The following is a 20,159-nucleotide window of genomic DNA, read 5'->3' as shown; positions in this document are numbered from 1 at the left end:
AAGCAATGTTGACCGAACCGACGACACCCCCGACGCGGGTCAAACGCGGCACCCTGAAGATTCTGTTGGGCGCCGCTCCCGGCGCGGGCAAAACCTGCGCCATGCTCAGCGAAGCGCACACGCTGGTCGACCAAGGCCGCGACGTTGTCGTTGGGGTAGTGGAAGACCACGGGCGCGCGTACACCAAGGCCCTGTGCGAGGGGCTGGAGATTGTTCCGAGGCGCACTGTCGAGGGCATTTCCGCGGGTGAAATGGACACCGCGGCGGTTATCCAGCGGCACCCGGAGATCGTTCTCGTCGATGAGTTCGCGCACTCTAATCCGCGCGGCGAGGTTCACGAGAAGCGGTGGGAAGACATTGAGCAGATCCTGGACGCCGGAATTGATGTCATGTCGACTCTCAATATCCAGCATCTGGAGAGTCTCAATGACGTTATCAAGCAGATCACGGGCATCGCGCCGCAGGAAACGGTGCCGGACGAGGTAGTACGTGCTGCCGATGAGATCGAGCTTGTTGACGTTTCCCCACAGCTGTTGCGCACCCGTCTGAGCGACGGCCACGTGTACCGCGAGGCGCGCATTGAGCCTGCACTCAACAACTACTTCCGCGTGGGAAATCTCACCGCGCTGCGCGAGTTGGCACTGCTGTGGCTAGCGGATCAGGTTGATGAGGCACTCATCACTTATCGCTCGGATCAGAAAATCACCGAAACGTGGGAAGCGCGTGAGCGGGTGGTTGTGGCCATCCAAAACGTTGCCCATGCTGAGACTCTTATCCGCCGCGGACGGCGCATCGCGACAAAATCCTCGGCGGAATTGCACGTGGTCCACGTTGTTTTCGGTGATTCCTTCACCTCTCGTTCCTCCTCGGTGGGGGGATCAGCGCAACAGCTCGCCCGGCTGCAGTCCTTAGCCCAGGATGTGGGCGCACGACTGCACCAGGTTACCGGGGACAGCGTCCCAGAAGCCCTGCTTAATTTTGCCCGGAGTGTCAACGCCACCCAGCTCGTAGTGGGGGTCTCGCCGCGGCGTCGTTTCGGCGTGCACTGGCACGGTACGGTAGCGGAAACGGTGCTGCGTGAATCCGGCTCAATTGACTGTCACATAGTCAACCTTCCCCCGGAAAAACCACTTCCGCTCACACGGATGCTGCATCCTTTCCGCCCTTTCCCGCAGCGCGCCATCGCGTGGCTTAGCTCAGCGTTGGCTTTCGTGGGGCTCACTGCGCTGTTGGTGCAAGCTGACGGCCAGGATTTGGGAACAGGTACTTGTTCCGCGTTCTACTTTGCGCTCATCCTGCTTGTCAGTTTGCTGGGAGGCCTGTGGCCGGCCGTAGTGGTGGCGGTGGCTTCCGGCCTAGCGGTCAACTGGTTCTTCACCGAGCCGATCCATACCTTCGATATTGCTGATCCCGCTAACGCCGTGATCGCCGTAGTCATGGTGGCTATTGCGCTGGCCGTCGGCATGCTCGTGCGCCGCGCCAAGATTGAGCGTGCGAACTCGGCTATTGCTGCGCGTGATGCTGAGCTACTCACGGTGTTTTCCCGCGCCGCCTTGAATCGCCGCGCGGATTCTTCTCCGAAGGATGCCGTGATGCGCAAGGTGGGGGAGGCTTTTAATTGTCGTAGAGCAGAGCTGCTGGATGAAAACGGTGACGTTCTTGCCACCTGGCGCGCAGCTACCCCCGAACGCACTTCGAAACACCTTCATATTCCCGAAAAAGTGCGCCATGAACAGGAAGTGGACACCGTTGTTGCGAGCGCAGATGGCACGGTTCAGCTGCGTCTCGAGGGCCCGACATTGTCTGCTCGTGACCGAGGTCTGGTCACCGTGGTAGCGGGCTATCTCGCAGGCATTGTTCGCCGCGAAAAGCTCTCTGCTGAGGCCGCGCGCGCAGATGCGATAGCCGCTGCTGACGAGTTGCGCCGAGCGCTGCTGTCTAGTGTGAGCCACGACCTGCGTACCCCGCTGGCCACGGCCAAGTTGGCGGTGTCCTCGTTGCGCAACGCTGACATTGAATTCACTCCCGAAGACCAGGACATGCTTTTGGCAGAAACTGCGGCGAGCATCGAGGAACTTACCGGATTGGTAACCAATTTGCTGGATTACTCCCGGCTCACAGCCGGCGCCATAACCGCCCGCCGAGACATCGTCGACGTAGCCGAAGTGGCTAATCGCGCCATTGCTTCCTGTGCCTTCGGGCATTCCCGAGAGCAAATTGGGCGCATTCACCTTGACCCTAGCGTGCGTGGAGTTACGTGCTGCGCGGATACGGCGCTCATGGAGCGCGTCTTGGCCAATCTCTTCGATAACTCCTTGCGCTATGCACCAACCGGCGACGTTACCTTGAGCGCCCAGACCACCACCGAACAGGTAGAACTGATCGTTGTCGATGAAGGCCCGGGCATCCCACCGGAGAAGCAGAAGGAACTGTTCCAAGCGTTTCAGCGTTTGGGTGATACCAGCAACGACAACGGTGTAGGCCTTGGCCTTTCTGTTGTCCAAGGCTTTGTAGAGGCCATGAGCGGTAGCATCGAGGTGGCTGCCACCCCGGGCGCAACCTTTATTTTGCGGTTTCCCGTCGCGGGAGGAGAACAAAAATGACGACGAAAAAGACCAGCATCGCCATTGTGGACGATGACCCCCGCCTACTTAATACGTTGAGTATTAACTTCAAGGCTCGTGGCTACGAGGTTCACCAGGCGCGTACAGGCGCAGAGGGACTACAGGTGGTGTCGCAGCAGCAGCCAGACGTTGTGATTTTGGACATGGGGCTGCCGGATATGGATGGCACCGTCGTGTTGGAAGGAATCCGCGGGTGGTCTGCGGTACCGGTCATCATCCTGACGGCGCGCTCCGATCCACTGTTTAGCGCCGCAGCTCTCGACCGTGGCGCGGACGACTACGTGACCAAGCCCTTCTCTATGGAGGAGCTTCTAGCCCGTGTGCGAGTGGCGTTGCGGCATGGTAGCCCACAGAGTCCGGTGAGGCGCACTGAGATCGCTGTGGTTCGCGCCGGGGATATCGTGATTGACGTTCCGCACCATTCCATCACCAAAGGTGGCGAGCCGCTGCATCTGACACCCACCGAGTGGGGCGTGCTCACCACGCTACTTCGCGCCCACGGTGGCTTGGTGCGCAAGGAGGACCTGCTCTCTGAGATCTGGGGTCCCGGCTTTGAGGGGCAGGGTCACTACCTCCGCATTTACACCTCCCAGTTGAGGCGCAAGTTGGAGGATGACCCCGCCCACCCACGGTACCTGCTCACAGAATCTGGGTTGGGTTATCGTTTCGTCATCCCAGAGACGGGATAGGAGAGCGACCTAACTTAAAGGTGGCGAAAAATGAGACACAATTCTCAAAAAAGGGTACCTATTGGTCGGCAGGTAGTATAAACTCCTCGCTAATACTCGTCCGCATGTGGATGCTGAAGGTTCCACTTTCAGGCTCATGCGGACGGGATGTGCTCTACAAGAAGGTGCTCTCATGTCCTCAACAACCACGACAAAAACTACGTCAACGCGCGATACGTTTAACACCCGCTTCGTCTTCCTTATGGCTGCTATTGGCTCCGCTGTGGGCCTGGGTAATATTTGGCGCTTCCCCTACGTTGCTTATGACAACGGTGGTGGCGCCTTCCTCATCCCGTACATGGTGGCGCTGCTGACCGCGGGTATTCCGATTCTCTGGTTTGACCTGGCCATTGGTCACCGCTTCCGTGGTTCAGCACCGCTGGCCTTCCGCCGCATTGGTAAAAGCTGGGAAGGCGTTGGCTGGTTCAAGGTCGGCGTGAACTTCTTCATTGCGATCTACTACGCCGCCATCATTGCCTGGGCGGCGTTGTACACCGTGAAGTCGGTAAAGCAGGCGTGGGGTGACGATCCTGCCACCTACTTCATGAGTGATTTCCTCCAAGCAGACCCAGAGACCACTTATTCCGGCGACGTGGTTCCCTCCATCCTCATCGTCATGATCCTCGTGTGGATCATCTGCATTGCGACGTTGGCCACGAGCATTAACGAGGGAATTGGCAAACTGACGTCGATCTTCTTGCCGGTTCTGGCGGTTATGTTCATCATCCTCGTGGTGCGCGCATTCTTCTTGGAAGGCGCCACGGTTGGCCTGAATGCCTTCTTTACTCCGGACTGGTCCGTACTGAGCAACCCCTCAGTGTGGATTGCGGCCTACGGCCAGATTTTCTTCTCGCTGTCCATCGGCTTCGGCATCATGATCACCTACGCGTCTTACCTCAAGCCGCGTACCAACCTTACGAACACCGGCCTGGTTACCGCCTTTGCGAACTCCTCCTTCGAGGTCCTCGCTGGAATTGGTGTCTTTGCCACCTTGGGCTACATGGCGGCGCAGCAGGGCGTGGCCGTGGATGAGGTGGCCTCCTCCGGTATCGGCTTGGCGTTCATCGCCTTCCCGACCATCATCAACCTTATGCCGTGGGGCGGATTCTTCGGTGTCCTCTTCTTTGGCTCACTGTTCTTGGCCGGTGTGACCTCGTTGATTTCCATCATGGAGGTCGTGGTTTCCGCAGTGGCCGATAAGTTCGATGTGTCCCGCCGGGTATCCGCGATTTTCGTCGGCAGCGTCATGGCGGTTCTGTCCTGCTTCCTCTTCTCCACGTCTTCCGGGCTGGTCACGCTGGACATCATGGATAAGTTCACCAATAACCTGGGTATCGTCTTTGGCTCTATCTGCGCGCTGATTGTGGTGGGCTGGATTACCGGCCGTCGCCGTGAAATCCAGCAGCACCTCAACGCCGTGTCCCAGTTCAAGGTTGGTGGCTTCTGGCAGATTCTCACCTTCGTGGCTACGCCGCTGCTTCTGGTGTACTTCCTTGTCAACGAGATTCTCACCATCGCGCGTGAAGGTTATGAGGGCTATGCCTCTATCCAGATTGGGCTCTTTGGTTGGGCAGCCCTCGGCCTCATCCTGTTGGGAAGTCTGCTTATGCCGCTCGTAGCTTTCCGCGGCAACAAGTACCTCGACGGGATAGAGACCTCGGATTACGGCGTCCCAGTCGGCGGGCGCCCCGCAGGTACTCCAAACCCGCTGGCTGCTGGCACTGTGTCAGAAGTGAGCACCGAGAGCGCAGCCGCGCCCGGACACAATGCCGTGCCCGTTTCAGGCCAGAAATAACAACTAGTAGGAAAGGAGAATGACCATGACTACCAGCGCAATCCTGCTCTTTATCCTCTTCGTCGTCGTCATCTGGGGTGGACTAGTGGTGTCCTCCATCTGGCTAGCCCGCACTGACGATGACACTACGGGCGAGCTGGGCTCCGCCCCCGGTACGGATGACGAAGCCCTGTCACATCGCGTTCATCAGCGCAGTTAAATTTCCACCACTGTGCGTCCGTGGCGGGTGCCGGCACGCAGTTCCTTGGCGGCCGCGGTGACGGCGTCGAGCGGCACGGTTTCCGTAATGGAGTGCAGCAGGTCGAGGTCCAGGTGATCGTCGAGAAGCTGCCAAGCAGCCTCACGCACCGCGCGCGGAGCATCGACGGAGTTGCCACCCGCCAGCACGATGCCACGCAGGATGAACGGCAGCACCGAAGCCGGCAAGTCTGGGCCGGCCGCCATGCCGGTGGCTGCGACAACACCACCCCAGCGCACCTGCGCCAGAACGTTAGCCAAAACAGTGGAGCCAGCGGTGTCGATGGCGCCGTCGTAAAGCGCCTTTTGCAGCGGACGCCCAGTTTCCGAGAGCGCAGCGCGGTCCAAAATGTGATCCGCACCCAGCCGAGTGAGGTACTCCGATTGGGAGTCCACGCGGCCAGTCACAGCGGTGACCTCGTAGCCGGCAGACTTGAGCAACTGCACGGCGATGGAGCCCACGCCGCCTGTCGCGCCGGTGACGAGGATGTGACCTTCCGTCGTGCCGTGCGTGCGCAGCTGGTTCACGCAGATAGCCGCGGTGTAGCCGGCGGTGCCGATGGCAGCAGCATCGTGGGCGCTGAAGCGCTCCGGAACGGGAATGGTGGCCTCACCGTTGACGCGCTGCTGGGTGGTGTAGCCGCCGTGACGGAACTCGCCCAGGCCGTCGCCGAAGGCTGCGACGAGCTGGCCCGGTTTCAAACGCTCATCCGTGGTTTCTTCCACGGTGCCGACGACGTCAATGCCGGGCACGAGTGGGTCGATGCGCATGACGCCCTTATCGCCCTCCAAAGCCATGGCGTCTTTGTAGTTAAGGGAGGAAAACTGAACATTGACCAGCGTGTCCCCTTCTGCCAGAACCTGCTCGTCCTGGAAAGCCTGGGAAACGCCGGACTCGGTGCGGGTGACAATGAGTGTGCTCATGCGCACTATCCTACCGACACTGTGAAGCAGCCTCTTGGCAGCAAATGCACTAGGAACTTGTCAGCTTTTCCTCTTACAGTGGCCACCATGAGCACCACAGAGCTACGCCACACTCGAAACCGGCTTGCGCCCGTGCCGGATCCGTACCGGCATGTGCTTCGCGACGCCCTCCTAGTCACCCTCCTCGCCCTTGTCACCGTGGGGCTAGCCACGCTGGGCAAGCCCTTCATGGAGATCCCGGGAGTCGTGGATGGCTCTGCGCATGCGGTACGCAAGGTGAACCTGCACCTCTTTGGCGGTTTTGAGACGGCCTCGGTGTGGTATGGAGCGTGGAGCGATCTCTTTGGCAACATCCTTCTTTTTATGCCCTTCGGTGCGGCCGTGTACGTGGTGGGGCGCTCTCTGCGCCGGATTCGCTGGGGTCTCGGTGGAGCACTACTGGCAGGTCTCATGGTGAGCCTGGGGATTGAAACTGCCCAGTACGTCTTCTGCCTAGGCTTTAGCGATATTGATGATGTCCTTTACAACACCGTGGGCAGTGTTCTGGGGGCACTTCTTATGGCGCGGCTGAGCCGTGAGGCACGAATGAAGATCCTGCAACGCCTTGGCTTTCTCCTAGCACTGGCATCAGTGGCGCTTATCGGAGCCATGCTGCTGAACTAGGCGTTTGCTAACTTATGCGTTCGGCGATGGTGGTCGCTACCTGTCGCGCATAAGGAGAAACACCGGTAATCGTGGCCGAACCAGGACCAGTCCACGAGCCGTAGCCCACGGGAAAGAAACCTTCCACCGTGGGCTTTCCGTTACGGAGCAGCCCGGTAAAAGGGCGCAGGGCGGGCCTAAAACCGGTAGCCCAGATGAGATCACTAAAGCCCTGCTCGGTGAGTTCATCGAGGGAATCGAACATCGGGGCAGCGCCTAACAGCCCGCTATCCCGGGCCTTGAGCACCGGCGGGACCATGACGATGTCACCCAGTTCCGACTCCGATCCGGGATCGGGCTCCCCCTTTGCCAAGGCGAGCATGCGCTGCCGGTTGCGGCTAAAGAGCACGCGGCCGTCCACGTCATCCGGCATCCACCGCGGCGGATGCGTGGTAAACCACGTGGTGTCCACGCCTTCCAGGGCAAGCTCGGCGGCGATTTGGGCACCTGAGTTGCCTGCGCCCACGACGGCGACACGCCCCGCATCGTGCTGTGCGTCGGGGAGAAACGGCGCGGGGCCGGGGTAATTCGCCGTGTGCCATTGGCGGCCCGCAAACGCGCCGGGGTAGAAGGGGATAAAGGGCGCGGACCACGTACCCGTGGCCGCCACAACGGTGCGGGCTAGGAACTCCCCGCGGTTCGTGGTGAGGCGGAAGAACGGAGCGTCGTACAGTACATCGGTGACATTTACCCCATGCCGAACGGGCAGGTCATAGCGCTCCTCGTAGCGCGTGAGGTAGTCGACCACATGGGTTGCCGGCGGAAACCCGGGGTAGTGCGGCATGGGCCAGCCGGGAAGAGTGGAGGACTCAGCATCGCTAAACAGCGTCAGCGAGTCCCACACGTGCTGCCAGGCACCGCCGGGGGAGGGGTTGGCGTCGAGGATGAGAAAGTCGAGCTTCTTTTTGCGCAAGTAGTAGCCGGTGGCGAGGCCGGATTGGCCACCACCGACGACGATGCAGTCATAGGTATGCATTGGCTTAAATGAGTTTGCGCTCGCGGGCAGCGGACACCGCAGCGGTACGGGTCTCCACTCCGAGCTTCTGGTAGACGTGGATCAGGTGGGTCTTGACCGTGGCCTCAGAGATGAACAGCTCCTGCGCAATCTGCTTATTGGACTGTCCCGTGGACAAGGCCTGAAGGATCTCCAATTCACGGGCAGAGAGTGCCGTCTCCGGCTGGGCTAGGCGCTCCGCCAGGAGGTTGGTGACCTCGGGGGCTAACGTGCGCTTTCCCGCAGCGGTGTCGAGGACCGCGTTATGCAGGGCTTCCTCAGGAGCGTCCTTGAGGAGGTAGCCCATTGCGCCAGCTTCGACCGCGGCGAGGATATCCGCCTGGGTGTCATAGGTGGTGAGGATCAACACCGGTGGGCCGTTGAGCTCACGCACGCGCCGGGTGGCGGCGATACCATCGACATCCGGCATCTGGATGTCGCAGACGACTACGTCGATCGGGGGGACGTCGTCAAGCAGCAGCTTCTCTACTGCCGAACCGTCAGAGCCTTCCAGAACCACATCAATGTCGTGGAACGTGTTGAGAATGGCGCGCAGCCCGGCGCGGACCACGGGGTGATCATCGATGAGCATCACGTTAACCATTGCGGCTGCTTCCTGTTGGGAGTCGCACCGCGAGCGCGGTGCCGGCCGGTGAGGATTCTACCTGGACGGAGCCACCGACGCTGCGAACACGCTGCTCCAAGCCGGTCAGGCCGAAGCCTTGTGGGCCGTCGATGCCGCGGCCATCGTCGACCACGTCCAAGGTGATTTCATCTGTGAAAGCGCCCAGCGTAACTACTGCACGGTTGGCGTCGGCATGCTTCATCACGTTGGTCAGGCCCTCGCGCGCGGAACGCAGAATGACGTGGTGGAGCTCGGTAGGCACCTCGCCGCGGCCGGTGAGTTTGAGGCTCAACTGCGTGCGCAGACCCAGACCGTGTGCCTGGGCCTGGAGCTCATCTACCAGTGCACGTAGACCTTCATCGATGGAGGAGGTTGGGGCGGCGAGTTCTTTGACGAAGCGACGAGCTTCGGCGAGGTTGTCCTTGGCCACCTTCTCAATGAGTTCGAGCTGCGCGGTGGTCTCCTCTGGGTCCGTGCTGTTTTTGGCAGCGCGGCTGAGCAGCACGATGGAGGATAGGCCCTGGGCCACGGTGTCATGAATCTCCCGGGAGAGCCGCTCGCGCTCCTCCAGACGGCCGGCTTGGTGCTCGGTGGCGGCGAGTTCCTCCTGTGTTTCACGCAGTTGCTTGGCGACGGCCGCGTGGTGCACCGCCTCCGCCTGAATCTTGCGGGCCGCGTGATAGACGGCCACGGCGAAACAGGTGCCGATGAAGGGACCGATGGCGGCAGCCGCTGTCCATGCCTGGGGATGTAGCCAGGCGGGGATAAAGGCGGCGATGGCCCACAGCACAACGCTGGCGAGGATGCCAGGCCAGAAGGGAAGAGCATGGACAAAGACGAAGACCAGGGGGAATTCCATCCACATGAAGTCTTGGGCATGCACCATGAGGCCGATCCACAGCAGGCAGAGCGCAGCGAGCCACAGCGTGGTGGGTACGGGCTTGGCGGGCTTGCGGGCAGCGTAGAGCACGAAGCCGGCGTAGACCACGGCGAGGGCAATCGAGAGCCCGAGGACTCGGGCATCGAGCCGGTTATCGGCCCAGGCGCGGAGTACGCCGAAGACCAGCAGGAATCCGAACATGACGTGGAGGCCAACGGTCCACAGGCTGTTTCGCATCATCACGCCGATCCAGCCTATCGCCTCAGCGGTTGAGGCCGAATCAACCAACTGGTTGAGTGAAGGTTCAACTAGGTACCCGATTACTTTCTCTTCGCGCGTGAGCAGTATGAATACTATGTTCCTTGCATTGAGAGAGATAGTCACCGCCCGTGGTCGTTTCTTCCTGATCGGCGGCGTCGTGGCTCTAATTACGTTGTTGCTCGTTATGCTGTCCGGCCTGACCCAAGGCCTGTCCAAGCAAAATACGTCCGCCCTGGAGGCGCTCGGTGAAAACACCCCGAACGTGACGTTTTCTACCGAGGACCCGTCCTTTACGGAATCAGAAATCTTCGCTGAAGACGTCACCGCTGGTGCTATCCCGCTGGGCGCTACCCAGACCAAGCTTGACGGACAGGGCGGCGTAGCTGTCTTCGGTCTGCCGGCTGGTACTGAGATCCCCGGTACGGACACCCTCATCCCGGATCGCGGCATGGTTCTGAGCGAATCTATCGACGAGGAGATGAACGCGCCTTCCCAGGCCACGCTCGGTGGCGTGGATCTGGACGTGCGCGGCGCGGTGCCGGATGAGTACTACTCCCACTCCCCGGTCGTATGGGTAGACACCGCCACCTGGCAGAAGGTCTCCCACGCCCGCGAGGACATGGTGGGTGTTGCCCTGTTGAGCGCGGAACCGACTGATAGCTCCGTCTCGATGGCTAAGGCCCTGTCTGGCCTGCCGGCTTATAGCTCGGAGCGCGGTTCCCTGCTCACCATGCAGGCATTCCTCTACGGCATTTCCGCCCTGGTGACCATTGCTTTCCTCAGCATCTGGACCATCCAGCGCACCCGTGACCTGTCCATCCTCCGCGCTCTTGGTGCCAGCGTGACGTACTTGCTCAAGGACGCTATTGCCCAGGCGGCCATCATCCTCGCCGCCGGTGTGGGCGCCGGCGCGCTCGTCGGCTGGCTGCTGGGCCTCGCCGCACAGGGCACCGTGCCCTTCGAGGTTTCTGTAATGACGGTCATCGTTCCCGCACTCGGCATCTGGCTGCTCGGCATCGCCGGTGCCTTCCTCGCCACCCGCCGCGTATCCAAGATCAATCCGCTCGACGCCCTAGGAGGCAACGCCTAATGACTACCACTGCTACTCCTGCTCTGTCCCTTCGCGACATCGTGGTGACCTACCCCGACGGCGAGTCCCGTGTTACCGCTCTGGATGGTGTGAGCCTAGACGTGAAGCCTGGCGAGCTCACCGCTGTCATTGGTGAGTCCGGCTCCGGCAAATCGACCTTGCTATCCGTAGCCGCCGGCCTCATCGAGCCTGATTCCGGAACCGTCGAGATGCACGGCACCCGCGGCCTCATCTTCCAGCAGGCCAACCTCATTGCATCTCTGACCGCGCGTGAGCAACTACTCATCATCGACCACTTGGAAGGCCGAAAGCCACGCCAGGATCGTGCCGATGAGCTCTTAAGCTTCGTGGGCCTTGAGGACTTTGGTAACCGCCGTATGAACCAGCTGTCTGGTGGTCAGCGCCAGCGCGTCAACATTGCCCGCGCTCTTATGGGCCAGCCGTCCGTGTTGCTGGCGGACGAGCCGACCTCTGCCTTGGACTCCAAGCTTTCGCGTGAGATTGCCAAGCTTCTGCGCGGTGTTACCGAAGACTTCGACACCGCAACCCTGTTCATTACCCACGACCGTAGCCTGCTTGATTACGCTGACCGTGTCCTCGAAGTCAAGGATGGCAAGGTTTCCGCTTACTCGGAGGTCGCGGCCTAGCCCTCGCTATTAATTCAAGGAACTAATTTTCCTCCTCGGTGCCCGAACCAGGCGAGTACGGAGTACATTAGTACTTCGATATGCTTCGACCTCGCCGCCTACGGGTAACCCCTACCGACTATGAGCGCATGCAACAATGGACCCCGCTGCATGCGCTCATGTTGACGATTACCATCGCTGCCTGCGGTGTCTTTATCGTCGGCGCTCGCCGCGTTAAAGGCACAAGCCGTGAAAAGTTCGTCCGCCAGATGGTCGGCTGGGTCCTTTTGGTCCTCGGCACCGCATGGACAGTTATTTCCCTGGACCCTTCCCAGTTCGATATCCGGGAGTCCCTCCCGCTGCACCTTTGTGACGTGCTGCGTCCCATCTTGGCGCTCGGCCTTATTACCGGCAACGAGCATGCGCTGACCCTGACGTATTTCTGGGGCATCATCCTTAACCCGCAGGCCATCATCACCCCGGATGTCATCTACTACTTTGCCCCGCGCTGGCTGCGTTTTAGCACCTACTGGTTCTTCCACATCGTGGCCCTCGCCGTGCCGTTGGGTCTGACCTTTGGCTTAGGCTATCGGCCGACGTGGAAAGGCTACCGCTTTGCCGTGAAGGTCACGCCCATCTGGATGGCCATCGCCATGGCGGTCAACGCCAAGACAGACGGCAACTACGGCTTCCTCAACCACGCGCCGGGCAGTCCCTCCATCATCAACCTGCTGGGTCCCTGGCCTGGCTACATCGCGGCAGAGACTCTTGCCGTCGCGGCAGCATGGGCCGGAATGACGTGGCCGTGGGAAAACACCTCGCTGCGTCGCGGAACCGTGCCGGTGGGCACTCGGGGACTGCTGCGCAAGTCCGTCGGTACTGCGTCCGGGATCCTGCGCCGGGCCACTGTACGTTTTCGTAAATAGTGGCCCGCAAATCGCGAAATTCTAGGGCTTCGTTGCGAAAACGTACCAAGACGGCGGCGGCCAGGTACGGATCGATCAAATAAGGCCCCAGATCTTCGGATTTTTGGGGTGCTATTTGATCGAAACGTACTTAGTAGCGGAGCTAGCGCTCCGCGTTGAGGAGCCGGGCAATGGCCTGTGGGATGGCTGCGGCGATCTGGGAGGACGAGCAGGGCGCGAAGCCGTCGGGGGTTTCGGCCGCGATGGCCGCCGCGTGCGCGTGGATGGCCCCGGCGTGGAGAACTTCGGCGATGACCTCAGTGGGGGATGCGGCGGGCGCGGTGGCGGAAAGCTGAGCCATGACCGCACCGAGGATGCCGGAGAGCACGTCGCCGGAGCCGGGAGTCGCGGCATAGGAATGGCCGGAATTGAAGGAGTACTGCGGCTGGCCGGGTGCGGTGACGCGGGTGAGGCGGCCTTTGAGCAGGATGATGCTGTTCAGTTCCTCGGCTAGCTCGCGGAGGGCGCGGCTCCAGCCGGTAGCCGCATCGGGCGAAGAGCCGAAGGTGGCCTCGTAGAGGCGGGTGAATTCGCCTTCGTGTGGGGTGAGGATGGTCAGCGGATGATCGGTGACTGTCCGGCGCAAGGAGGTGTTGCGCGCCAGAAGCGTGAGGGCGTCGGCATCGATGACGGTGGGCAGACCTTGTGCCAGTACCTTTCGCAGTTCGGAGGCCGCCGCCGAATCGGTGCCGCGGCCGGGACCCACGACCCACGCCTGGGCGCGCCCAGCGGAGACGACATCGGGGTGGCAGACCAGCTCGGGGAGAAGCGCGGTAATGGTGTTATCGCCGATGAAGCGCACCATCGACGGCGTGGCCCGCACCGCCGCGGTGGCGCACAGAATGCCCGCGCCCGGGTAAGCCTCACTGCCGGCAGCGAGGGCGACGACGCCACCGGAATACTTATCGGAACGCGCGGCGGGAGTGGGATCGGTCATGGGGCCGGTGCAACCGACGGGCCAGGGACGAGTGAGGCGCCCGCCAGGAAGATCGAGTTCGCCCGGGAGCCACTCCCAGGGCGTCGGAACGGTGGGTTCATGGGCGATGAATGCGGCAGGATTATCCAGCTCAGCGAGGGCCTCAGCGAAGGAAGGTGCGCCGGGTAAGAAGAGGTCGGAGACCACCACCTGTCCACATTCAGCGGCCAACGCGTGGCCCAGTCGCGGTGAGCCAAACGTGACGGTGACATTGGCCTCGACAGCATCCGCGGCGACAACGCCGGTATCGGCATCAACACCTGTGGGCATATCGACGGCGACAACGGGCACGCTGGTAGCAGTGGCCTCGCGGTAGAGCGACAGCGCGGCGCCGGTCAGGCCACGGGCGGAACCGAGGCCCGCGATAGCGTCGATAAGCAGTGCGGTGCCTGTCGGCAGCGCGGACATAGGAGGAAGGACCGTGGCACCCGCGGCGAGGAAGGCCTCCAGTGCTGCCTCGTGGTGCTTCTCGGGGACTAGGGCATGGACGGTGATACCACGCTCGGCCAAGAGCGCGCCGGCAAAGAGTCCATCGCCGCCATTGCCGCCCGGCCCAGCGAGAATGACAACCGCGCCGGGGTGAGCAGCCAGCATCGAGGTGGCAGCTTCCGCCACCGCTGCGGCGGCAAGTTTCATGAGCTGATCCGGCTCCGATTGCTGGGCTAGAAGCTGCTCTTCAGCAGCACGAACAGTGGCAACGGTATAAGCAGGGCGCATACCCTACGAGTCTAGCCCTGGCAGGTAGGGCACCAGAAGAGGTTGCGGCCCTGTATGACCTTCTCCTGTATCTCCGTGCCGCACACATGGCAGGGCTGCCCGGCGCGGCGGTAGACGTAGACCTCGCCGCCGTGGTCGTCCTTGCGCGGCTCGCGGCCCATGGCCTCCGGGGTATGGGCTGGGCGGACGGTGTCGATGCGGCCGTGTTCCACGCCGTAATCCATGAGACCTACCAAGTCAGACCAGATTGCATCGAACTCGGCGCGGTCGAGCTGACTGCCGGGGATGAAGGGGGAGAGTGCTTGGCGGAAGAGCGCCTCGGCGCGGTAGATGTTGCCAACTCCGGCGAAGAGGCCTTGGTCCATGAGCATCGCGCCGATACTGCGGCGTGAGGCATGTACCCGGGCCCACAGGGCATCGGGGTCAGCATCCTCACGCAGCGGATCCTGGCCCACCTTCGCCACCTTGGCCTGGTACTCCTCCTCCGTAATGAGTGTGCAGAACTGCGGGCCGCGCAGGTTCGCGGCCATCGTTCCGTTATCGATGCGCAGCCGGATTTGCCCCCACACATCAGCGGAAGGCTCAAAGCGCAGGGACCCAATGAGCCCCAAATGGATGTAAATCACGTGGCGCGGGCTGTCCGCATCGAAGTGGAGGAAGAGGTGCTTGCCAAAGGCTTCGGCGAGGGAGAGGGGTGAGGCGTCGACAAGCGCGGCCTCCGCAGCAAACCTGCCCTGGGGGCTGCTCACAGCCAGCGGCGCGCCGCGAAAGTCCGCATTGAGTGTCCGAGCAAGGCGGTGAATAACGTGTCCCTCAGGCATGTCAGGAAGTCTACGCGGGGGCAGTGCTGCTGTAGACTTTCCGGGTACTACCCGTTGAACGGAAGGGCCTAAATACTATGGGGCGCGCAATCGGTTTTGACCGTGAAAAATACATTGAGCTGCAGTCGGAGCACATCAACGCTCGACGCAAAGAAATCGGTGGGAAGCTTTACCTGGAAATGGGTGGCAAGCTTTTCGATGACATGCATGCCTCCCGCGTGCTGCCCGGTTTTACCCCGGATAACAAGATTGCGATGCTCGAGCGCATCAAAGATGACGTAGAAATCCTCGTCTGCATCAACGCCAAGGACATCGAGCGCCAAAAGATGCGCGGTGACCTGGGGATCCTCTACGAAGACGATGTGCTGCGGCTTGTCGACGTCTTCCGGGGCCGCGGATTCCTTGTCAATAACATCGTCATGACGCAGCTCGAGGACGGCAACAGCCAGGCGGAGGCCTTCATCGAGCGCCTCGAGCGCCTGGGGCTGACGGTGGCACGCCACCGCGTTATCCCGGGCTACCCCGCCAATATCGACCTCATCGTCTCCGAGGAGGGGTTGGGCAAGAATGACTACGTGGAGACCACCCGTGACCTTGTGGTGGTCACCGCGCCGGGGCCGGGCTCCGGCAAGCTGGCTACCGCGCTGTCGCAGGTCTACCACGAGAACGTGCGCGGCGTGCAGGCGGGCTACGCCAAGTTTGAGACCTTCCCCATCTGGAACCTCCCGCTGGATCACCCGGTGAACCTGGCCTACGAGGCAGCCACGGTGGACCTCAACGACGCCAACGTCATCGACCACTTCCACCTCTCCGCGCACGGCGAGTCCACGGTGAACTACAACCGCGACGTCGAGGCCTTCCCGCTGCTGAAGTCCCTGCTTGAGCGCCTGACCGGCACCGTTCCCTACCAGTCCCCGACGGACATGGGCGTGAACATGGTGGGCTTCTGTATCACCGACGACGAGGTCTGCCGCGAGGCCTCCCGACAGGAAATCATCCGTCGCTACTTCAAGACTTTGGTGGAGGAGGCCCGCAACGGCCTCGACTCCACGCAGTCCGAGCGTGCCGCCGTGGTCATGGCGAAGGCCGGCATCAAGTCCACCGACCGCCCGGTGGTGCTCCCGGCGCGTCAGAAGGCGGAGGAGACCGACGGCCCGGCGTCCGCGCTGCAGCTTCACGACGGCATCATCATCACCGGCCGCACCTCCCCACTTCTGGGCTGCTCGGCGGCCACCTTGCTCAATGCGCTCAAGCACCTGGCGGGCATCGACGATGACCTGCACCTGCTCTCGCCGGAATCCATCGAGCCGATCCAGACGCTGAAGACCAAGCATCTGGGTTCGCAGAACCCGCGCCTGCACACCGACGAGGTGCTCATCGCACTCTCTGTCTCCGCGGCCAAGGACGAGAACGCCCGCCGCGCGCTCGACGCACTGAAGGAACTCGAGGGCTGCGATGTCCACACCACCACCATCTTGGGTTCCGTGGATGAGGGCATCTTCCGCAACCTAGGTGTCCTGGTGACCTCCGATCCGGTCTTTGCCCGCAAGAGCGCGCTGTACCAGAAGCGCTGAGACTCCACCGAAAAATTGGGGATCTTGCCATTAGCAGGCCTAGACTTGCGGGCGTGACTATTGGCAAGATTCTCCTCTACTACTGCTTTACTCCCATTGAGGACCCCACCGCGATCATGCTGTGGCAGCGTAACCTCTGCGAGAAGCTCGGGCTGAAGGGCCGCATCCTCATTTCGGAGCACGGCATCAACGGCACCGTGGGCGGGGACATGGAGGCCTGCAAGCGCTACGTGCGCGAAACCCGCGAGTACCCGGGCTTCAAGAAGATGGAGTTCAAGTGGTCCGAAGGCGGTGCGGAGGATTTCCCGCGCCTCTCGGTTAAGGTGCGCGATGAGATCGTGGCCTTCGGCGCGCCGGGTGAGCTCAAGGTGGATGAGAATGGCGTCATCGGCGGCGGCGTTCACCTCAAACCCGAAGAGGTCAACAAGCTAGTAGAAGAGCGCGGCGAGGAGGTCGTCTTCTTCGACGGACGCAATGCCATGGAGGCGGAAATCGGCAAGTTTAAGAATGCCGTGGTGCCGGACGTGCGCACGACGCATGACTTCATCGCCGAAATCGAGTCCGGAAAATATGACTGGATGAAGGACAAGCCCGTGGTCTCCTACTGCACGGGCGGCATCCGTTGCGAAATCCTCTCAGCGCTGATGAAGAACAGAGGCTTCAACGAGGTCTATCAAATCGACGGCGGCATTGTGCGCTACGGCGAAAAGTACGGCAACGATGGCCTGTGGGAAGGCTCGATGTACGTCTTTGATAAGCGCATGCACCACGAGTTTGGCCAGGGCCTAGAGGATCCGGGCTTCATTCAGCTGGGCCACTGCGTGCATTGCGGGGCGGGAACCAACACGTTCCATAACTGCATTAATGAGGACACGTGCCGTAAGCAGGTGCTCATCTGCGATGACTGCATCCAGCATGTGGAAACACAGCACTGCGGCCGGCCGGATTGCGCCGAGGTGGCAGCCGCCCAGGCGCAGGGCTAGTTTTCGATAACCGGGGCGAGCAGGATCTGGATATCGTTGATACACCAGATCATGAAGTTGCCGGCCATGACCCAGAAGATGGCCATCCAACCGCGCCAGCGCACATAGGCCTTGAGCTTGCGCACCATGATGACGGCGCAGCCGATCATGCCGATGAAGGGGATGATCAGCGTCGTCGTGGCGAACACGGTGCGCTGGGTCCTCGTGCAGAGCCAGGCGGCATACTCGGCGCGGAGGCAGTTGGTCGTGGTTCCGGCGACTTTAAAGATGCCCGCGAGGAGAAGCGCATAGAGCGCTGAGCCGATAAGGATGGCAATCATAAACCACAGAGCTTGGCGCGAGGAGCGGCGGTTGGCTTCGGCGACGGCGAGGGGGTCGGGTTCGTCGGCAAGCTCGTCAAATGTGCGGGGCTCGGGGCGAGGCAGGTTCGTATAGTCCGCGTCGGACGTGAGATCGTTTTCGGGGTGCTCAGCTGCCATGGTCTGCCAGTCTAACGCGCTTCGGCGGTGTAGGTGCTGGGGCAGACCAGCACGGGCACGCCCAAGTGCGGGAGCAGCTCGGTGGCGGTGCTGCCGATGAAGACGCGCTCGATGGGGCCCATGGGGTCGGAGCCTAAGCAGAGGAGGTCGCCCTTCTTCCACTTCAGCGAGTCCACCGCGCCGGACCAGCCATGGCCGCTGCCGATGGCCGTCGTGACCGAAAGCTCGGGGTAGGCATCCGCGATGAAATCGTGGGCCCGGTCCAACAACGAAAGCGAATGCTCGCGCCAATTGGGGGCATCGGAAGGAAAGGTGGGGGAGTATTCGAGGGGGACGTCGACAAGCCCCTTGGCTGAAAACGCCAGGATGCGCAGGGGGATACCGCCGCGCTGCGCAATGCAGGCCGCGTGCATGAGAGCGGGATCATCGGCGCTGCCAAGATCGGTGAAAGCAAAGTTAATGCGGGTGATGCCGTGCTTAGACAGCTTGATGCCGCGCGGAGTCAAGCCCACCGGAAGCGGCGCATAGTGCAAAAGCGCATCGGCGGTAGAGCCCGAGAAGAAACGGCCCTTGGGTGCGGATTGGTTTGCGCCGAGGAGGATGACGCTCGCGTTAAATTCCTTGGCCGCCTCCTCCAAGAGCTGCGGGCGCGAGGGCCCTGCGATGAGAACGGAGACATTCTTATCGAGCTGGGACTTGTCCACCCCAGCCGCGTTCAATGCCTGTTTGACGGCCCGCTCGCAGGCGGCGCGCTCCTTCTTGAACCACTTTTTATAGGAACCGGTGAGCTTGCTGAGCGACGTCACGGTGAGTGGTTGCGAAATAGTAGATACCACGCGGATCTGAACGGGCGTGGAACGCGCGATCCACGCGGCAAACTCGATAGCTTCCGTGCCGGTGGAGCTGGGGCTCCACGAAACAAGGACGCGGAGCGGAGGGACCGTGGCGTCTGGGGTGCACTGTCCTTCCGCGGGGTGTGAAGAATTCTTAGCCATTCATCAAAAGGTTCGGGGTCGTTTTATTCATTATCGGCCCTTCACGCCTTAAAATAAAAATCCGCTCTACCGGCGCTTTTTGGTCTATTTTCCTTCCATGATTGGCCGGTAGACATCGGCCAGCTTGGAGATCAGGTTAACCAGGGAGTTGGCATCCTTGATGTCGTCCGGATCGAGCCAACGCAGGATCTCTGCCAAAGCCGCCGCACGCTGGCGAGAGACGATGGTCAGCTCGGATTCACCGAGCTGGGTAAGGGCGACGAGGACACCGCGGCGGTCCTTCTCGTCGCGGTGGCGTTCCACGAAACCTTGGCGTTCCAATTGGTACAGCGCATTGGAGGCGGTAGGCATCCGGATGAGCTCTGCCTGGGCGATGGTGCTCACGCGCGAAGGGCCGCGCATGCGCAGCTGGTTCATGATGGAGACCTGCGACGTGGTGAGGGATGTGCCCTCTGTCGTGCGCTGGAAAATGAGCATGAGTTTGTTGAGCGCGGGCTGGATCTGGCGGGCGACTTCCAGGGCATCCTCGTAAGGGATCGGGGATTCGATAGTTTCTTCACTCATGGAAAATAAGTGTAGCTAGTAATCCCACGGAGCGGTAGTTAGCCGATTAAAAAATTTGGTTTCGCACCGCGAAGTACTATGAAAGGGTCTAGATTGTTGACGCCGCCGGCACTACACTGTCCGGCGTGAATTCTCCGTCAAAGGCAGAGTCTGCAAAGACAAGGCTAGAAGTGGCCTACCGCAACGAAGTCTCTTATGAATGGGAGCGTGCACAGCATCTGCGTGAGCTTCGCGCGGGAAAGGTGACGCGGGAAGAGCTATGTGATGCCGACTTTCTCCTTCGCGCGGCGGCGGAACACCATGGCGTCGACATGCGCAAGCCGTGCCCGGTGTGTGAATCAGACATGCGGCTGACCCGTTGGGTTTATGGAGATGCTTTAAAACGCCGGGCGGGAAGTGCGCGGAGCGCTGCGGAAATTGCGGACATGGCCGCAGAAGGGCTGGAATTTACCGTGCATTTTGTGGAAGTGTGTCCGGCGTGCCGCTGGAATCATCTGCTTCGAGCTGCCACGGTCTATGCTCTAGGGTAGTTTTGGCTTCCCAGTTCACGCCGGTAAGCTGCATGTATTTACAGTTTCTGTACAGGATTGATGAGGACA

The 20,159-nt window shown here is 61.3% G+C and carries 20 protein-coding genes; 11 read left to right on the top strand and 9 right to left on the bottom strand.

The annotated features are described in order from the left end of the window. Nucleotides 1-5 precede the first annotated feature (5 nt). From HMPREF2760_RS08405 to metS, 4 genes are all read left to right on the top strand, one after another. Nucleotides 6-2,603, top strand: coding sequence for an ATP-binding protein (locus HMPREF2760_RS08405; RefSeq protein ID WP_070533701.1), 2,598 nt, complete (start codon nucleotides 6-8; stop codon nucleotides 2,601-2,603). Then, nucleotides 2,600-3,313, top strand: coding sequence for a response regulator (locus HMPREF2760_RS08400; RefSeq protein ID WP_070533703.1), 714 nt, complete (start codon nucleotides 2,600-2,602; stop codon nucleotides 3,311-3,313). Before HMPREF2760_RS08405 ends, HMPREF2760_RS08400 begins: the two co-directional genes overlap by 4 nt. Before the next feature lie 172 nt (nucleotides 3,314-3,485). Further along, nucleotides 3,486-5,147, top strand: coding sequence for a sodium-dependent transporter (locus HMPREF2760_RS08395; protein WP_070533704.1), 1,662 nt, complete (start codon nucleotides 3,486-3,488; stop codon nucleotides 5,145-5,147). Between the two features lie 25 nt (nucleotides 5,148-5,172). Continuing rightward, complete coding sequence (gene metS, locus HMPREF2760_RS08390) at nucleotides 5,173-5,346, top strand: methionine/alanine import NSS transporter subunit MetS (RefSeq protein WP_070533705.1); 174 nt, start codon at nucleotides 5,173-5,175, stop codon at nucleotides 5,344-5,346. Here metS and HMPREF2760_RS08385 read toward each other — a convergent pair. Beyond that, the gene (locus HMPREF2760_RS08385; RefSeq protein ID WP_070563933.1) at nucleotides 5,343-6,308 is read right to left on the bottom strand and encodes an acrylyl-CoA reductase family protein; all 966 of its coding nucleotides are present in this window, start codon (nucleotides 6,306-6,308) and stop codon (nucleotides 5,343-5,345) included. The genes metS and HMPREF2760_RS08385 overlap by 4 nt on opposite strands. Nucleotides 6,309-6,395: 87 nt before the next feature. Here HMPREF2760_RS08385 and HMPREF2760_RS08380 point away from each other — a divergent pair, with 87 nt between their 5' ends. After that, nucleotides 6,396-6,971 (top strand): VanZ family protein, encoded by a 576-nt coding sequence (locus HMPREF2760_RS08380; protein ID WP_070533709.1) that lies wholly within the window; start codon nucleotides 6,396-6,398, stop codon nucleotides 6,969-6,971. Nucleotides 6,972-6,978: 7 nt separating this feature from the next. On the opposite strand, the gene HMPREF2760_RS08375 is transcribed toward HMPREF2760_RS08380, so the two are convergent. From HMPREF2760_RS08375 to HMPREF2760_RS08365, 3 genes are read right to left on the bottom strand one after another with little or no spacing between them, the layout of a single operon-like run. Continuing rightward, nucleotides 6,979-7,986, bottom strand: coding sequence for an NAD(P)-binding domain-containing protein (locus HMPREF2760_RS08375; RefSeq protein ID WP_070563935.1), 1,008 nt, complete (start codon nucleotides 7,984-7,986; stop codon nucleotides 6,979-6,981). Between the two features lie 4 nt (nucleotides 7,987-7,990). Next, nucleotides 7,991-8,608 carry a response regulator gene (locus HMPREF2760_RS08370; RefSeq protein WP_070533713.1) on the bottom strand — a complete coding sequence of 206 codons (618 nt, stop codon included), beginning with the start codon at nucleotides 8,606-8,608 and terminating at the stop codon, nucleotides 7,991-7,993. Continuing rightward, nucleotides 8,601-9,749: a sensor histidine kinase gene (locus HMPREF2760_RS08365; protein WP_070533714.1), complete on the bottom strand. Its 1,149-nt coding sequence runs from the start codon at nucleotides 9,747-9,749 to the stop codon at nucleotides 8,601-8,603. Before HMPREF2760_RS08365 ends, HMPREF2760_RS08370 begins: the two co-directional genes overlap by 8 nt. A 115-nt stretch (nucleotides 9,750-9,864) precedes the next feature. Here HMPREF2760_RS08365 and HMPREF2760_RS08360 point away from each other — a divergent pair, with 115 nt between their 5' ends. From HMPREF2760_RS08360 to HMPREF2760_RS08350, 3 genes are all read left to right on the top strand, one after another. Continuing rightward, on the top strand, nucleotides 9,865-10,860 hold the full coding sequence (locus HMPREF2760_RS08360; protein ID WP_070533715.1) for an ABC transporter permease: 996 nt from the start codon (nucleotides 9,865-9,867) through the stop codon (nucleotides 10,858-10,860). Further along, entirely contained in the window at nucleotides 10,860-11,507 is a 648-nt protein-coding gene (locus HMPREF2760_RS08355; protein ID WP_070533717.1) for an ABC transporter ATP-binding protein, read from the top strand. Before HMPREF2760_RS08360 ends, HMPREF2760_RS08355 begins: the two co-directional genes overlap by 1 nt. A 128-nt stretch (nucleotides 11,508-11,635) precedes the next feature. Next, nucleotides 11,636-12,412 carry a YwaF family protein gene (locus HMPREF2760_RS08350; protein ID WP_246818381.1) on the top strand — a complete coding sequence of 259 codons (777 nt, stop codon included), beginning with the start codon at nucleotides 11,636-11,638 and terminating at the stop codon, nucleotides 12,410-12,412. Nucleotides 12,413-12,554: 142 nt separating this feature from the next. Here the strand turns inward: HMPREF2760_RS08350 and HMPREF2760_RS08345 are convergent, their stop codons facing one another. Together HMPREF2760_RS08345 and HMPREF2760_RS08340 are read right to left on the bottom strand one after the other, a co-directional pair. Next, nucleotides 12,555-14,144 carry an NAD(P)H-hydrate epimerase gene (locus tag HMPREF2760_RS08345; RefSeq protein ID WP_070533720.1) on the bottom strand — a complete coding sequence of 530 codons (1,590 nt, stop codon included), beginning with the start codon at nucleotides 14,142-14,144 and terminating at the stop codon, nucleotides 12,555-12,557. Between the two features lie 11 nt (nucleotides 14,145-14,155). Next, complete coding sequence (locus HMPREF2760_RS08340) at nucleotides 14,156-14,965, bottom strand: Fpg/Nei family DNA glycosylase (protein WP_070533721.1); 810 nt, start codon at nucleotides 14,963-14,965, stop codon at nucleotides 14,156-14,158. Between the two features lie 77 nt (nucleotides 14,966-15,042). On the opposite strand from HMPREF2760_RS08340, the gene HMPREF2760_RS08335 reads away from it, so the two are divergent. Together HMPREF2760_RS08335 and HMPREF2760_RS08330 are read left to right on the top strand one after the other, a co-directional pair. Beyond that, nucleotides 15,043-16,539 (top strand): DUF1846 domain-containing protein, encoded by a 1,497-nt coding sequence (locus tag HMPREF2760_RS08335; protein ID WP_070563938.1) that lies wholly within the window; start codon nucleotides 15,043-15,045, stop codon nucleotides 16,537-16,539. Nucleotides 16,540-16,592: 53 nt separating this feature from the next. After that, nucleotides 16,593-17,522: an oxygen-dependent tRNA uridine(34) hydroxylase TrhO gene (locus HMPREF2760_RS08330; RefSeq protein ID WP_070533722.1), complete on the top strand. Its 930-nt coding sequence runs from the start codon at nucleotides 16,593-16,595 to the stop codon at nucleotides 17,520-17,522. Here the strand turns inward: HMPREF2760_RS08330 and HMPREF2760_RS08325 are convergent. From HMPREF2760_RS08325 to HMPREF2760_RS08315, 3 genes are all read right to left on the bottom strand, one after another. Then, nucleotides 17,519-18,001: a hypothetical protein gene (locus HMPREF2760_RS08325; RefSeq protein ID WP_070533724.1), complete on the bottom strand. Its 483-nt coding sequence runs from the start codon at nucleotides 17,999-18,001 to the stop codon at nucleotides 17,519-17,521. The two genes, HMPREF2760_RS08330 and HMPREF2760_RS08325, sit on opposite strands and share 4 nt — an antisense overlap. A gap of 11 nt (nucleotides 18,002-18,012) precedes the next feature. After that, nucleotides 18,013-18,996, bottom strand: a complete 984-nt coding sequence (locus HMPREF2760_RS08320; protein ID WP_070597053.1) for a universal stress protein — start codon at nucleotides 18,994-18,996, stop codon at nucleotides 18,013-18,015. Nucleotides 18,997-19,080: 84 nt separating this feature from the next. Beyond that, a complete protein-coding gene (locus tag HMPREF2760_RS08315) occupies nucleotides 19,081-19,560 on the bottom strand; it encodes a MarR family winged helix-turn-helix transcriptional regulator (protein ID WP_070524207.1) in 480 nt (159 codons plus the stop codon). 170 nt (nucleotides 19,561-19,730) lie between these two features. Here HMPREF2760_RS08315 and HMPREF2760_RS12590 point away from each other — a divergent pair, with 170 nt between their 5' ends. After that, on the top strand, nucleotides 19,731-20,090 hold the full coding sequence (locus HMPREF2760_RS12590) for a DUF5318 family protein (protein WP_070644730.1): 360 nt from the start codon (nucleotides 19,731-19,733) through the stop codon (nucleotides 20,088-20,090). The last annotated feature ends 69 nt before the right edge of the window (nucleotides 20,091-20,159 follow it).

This window comes from Corynebacterium sp. HMSC065D07 (assembly GCF_001810695.1).
GTDB lineage: Bacteria > Actinomycetota > Actinomycetes > Mycobacteriales > Mycobacteriaceae > Corynebacterium > Corynebacterium hesseae.
Note: the sequence above shows the minus strand (reverse complement) of the source record. Positions and strands in the feature narration are given on the sequence as shown.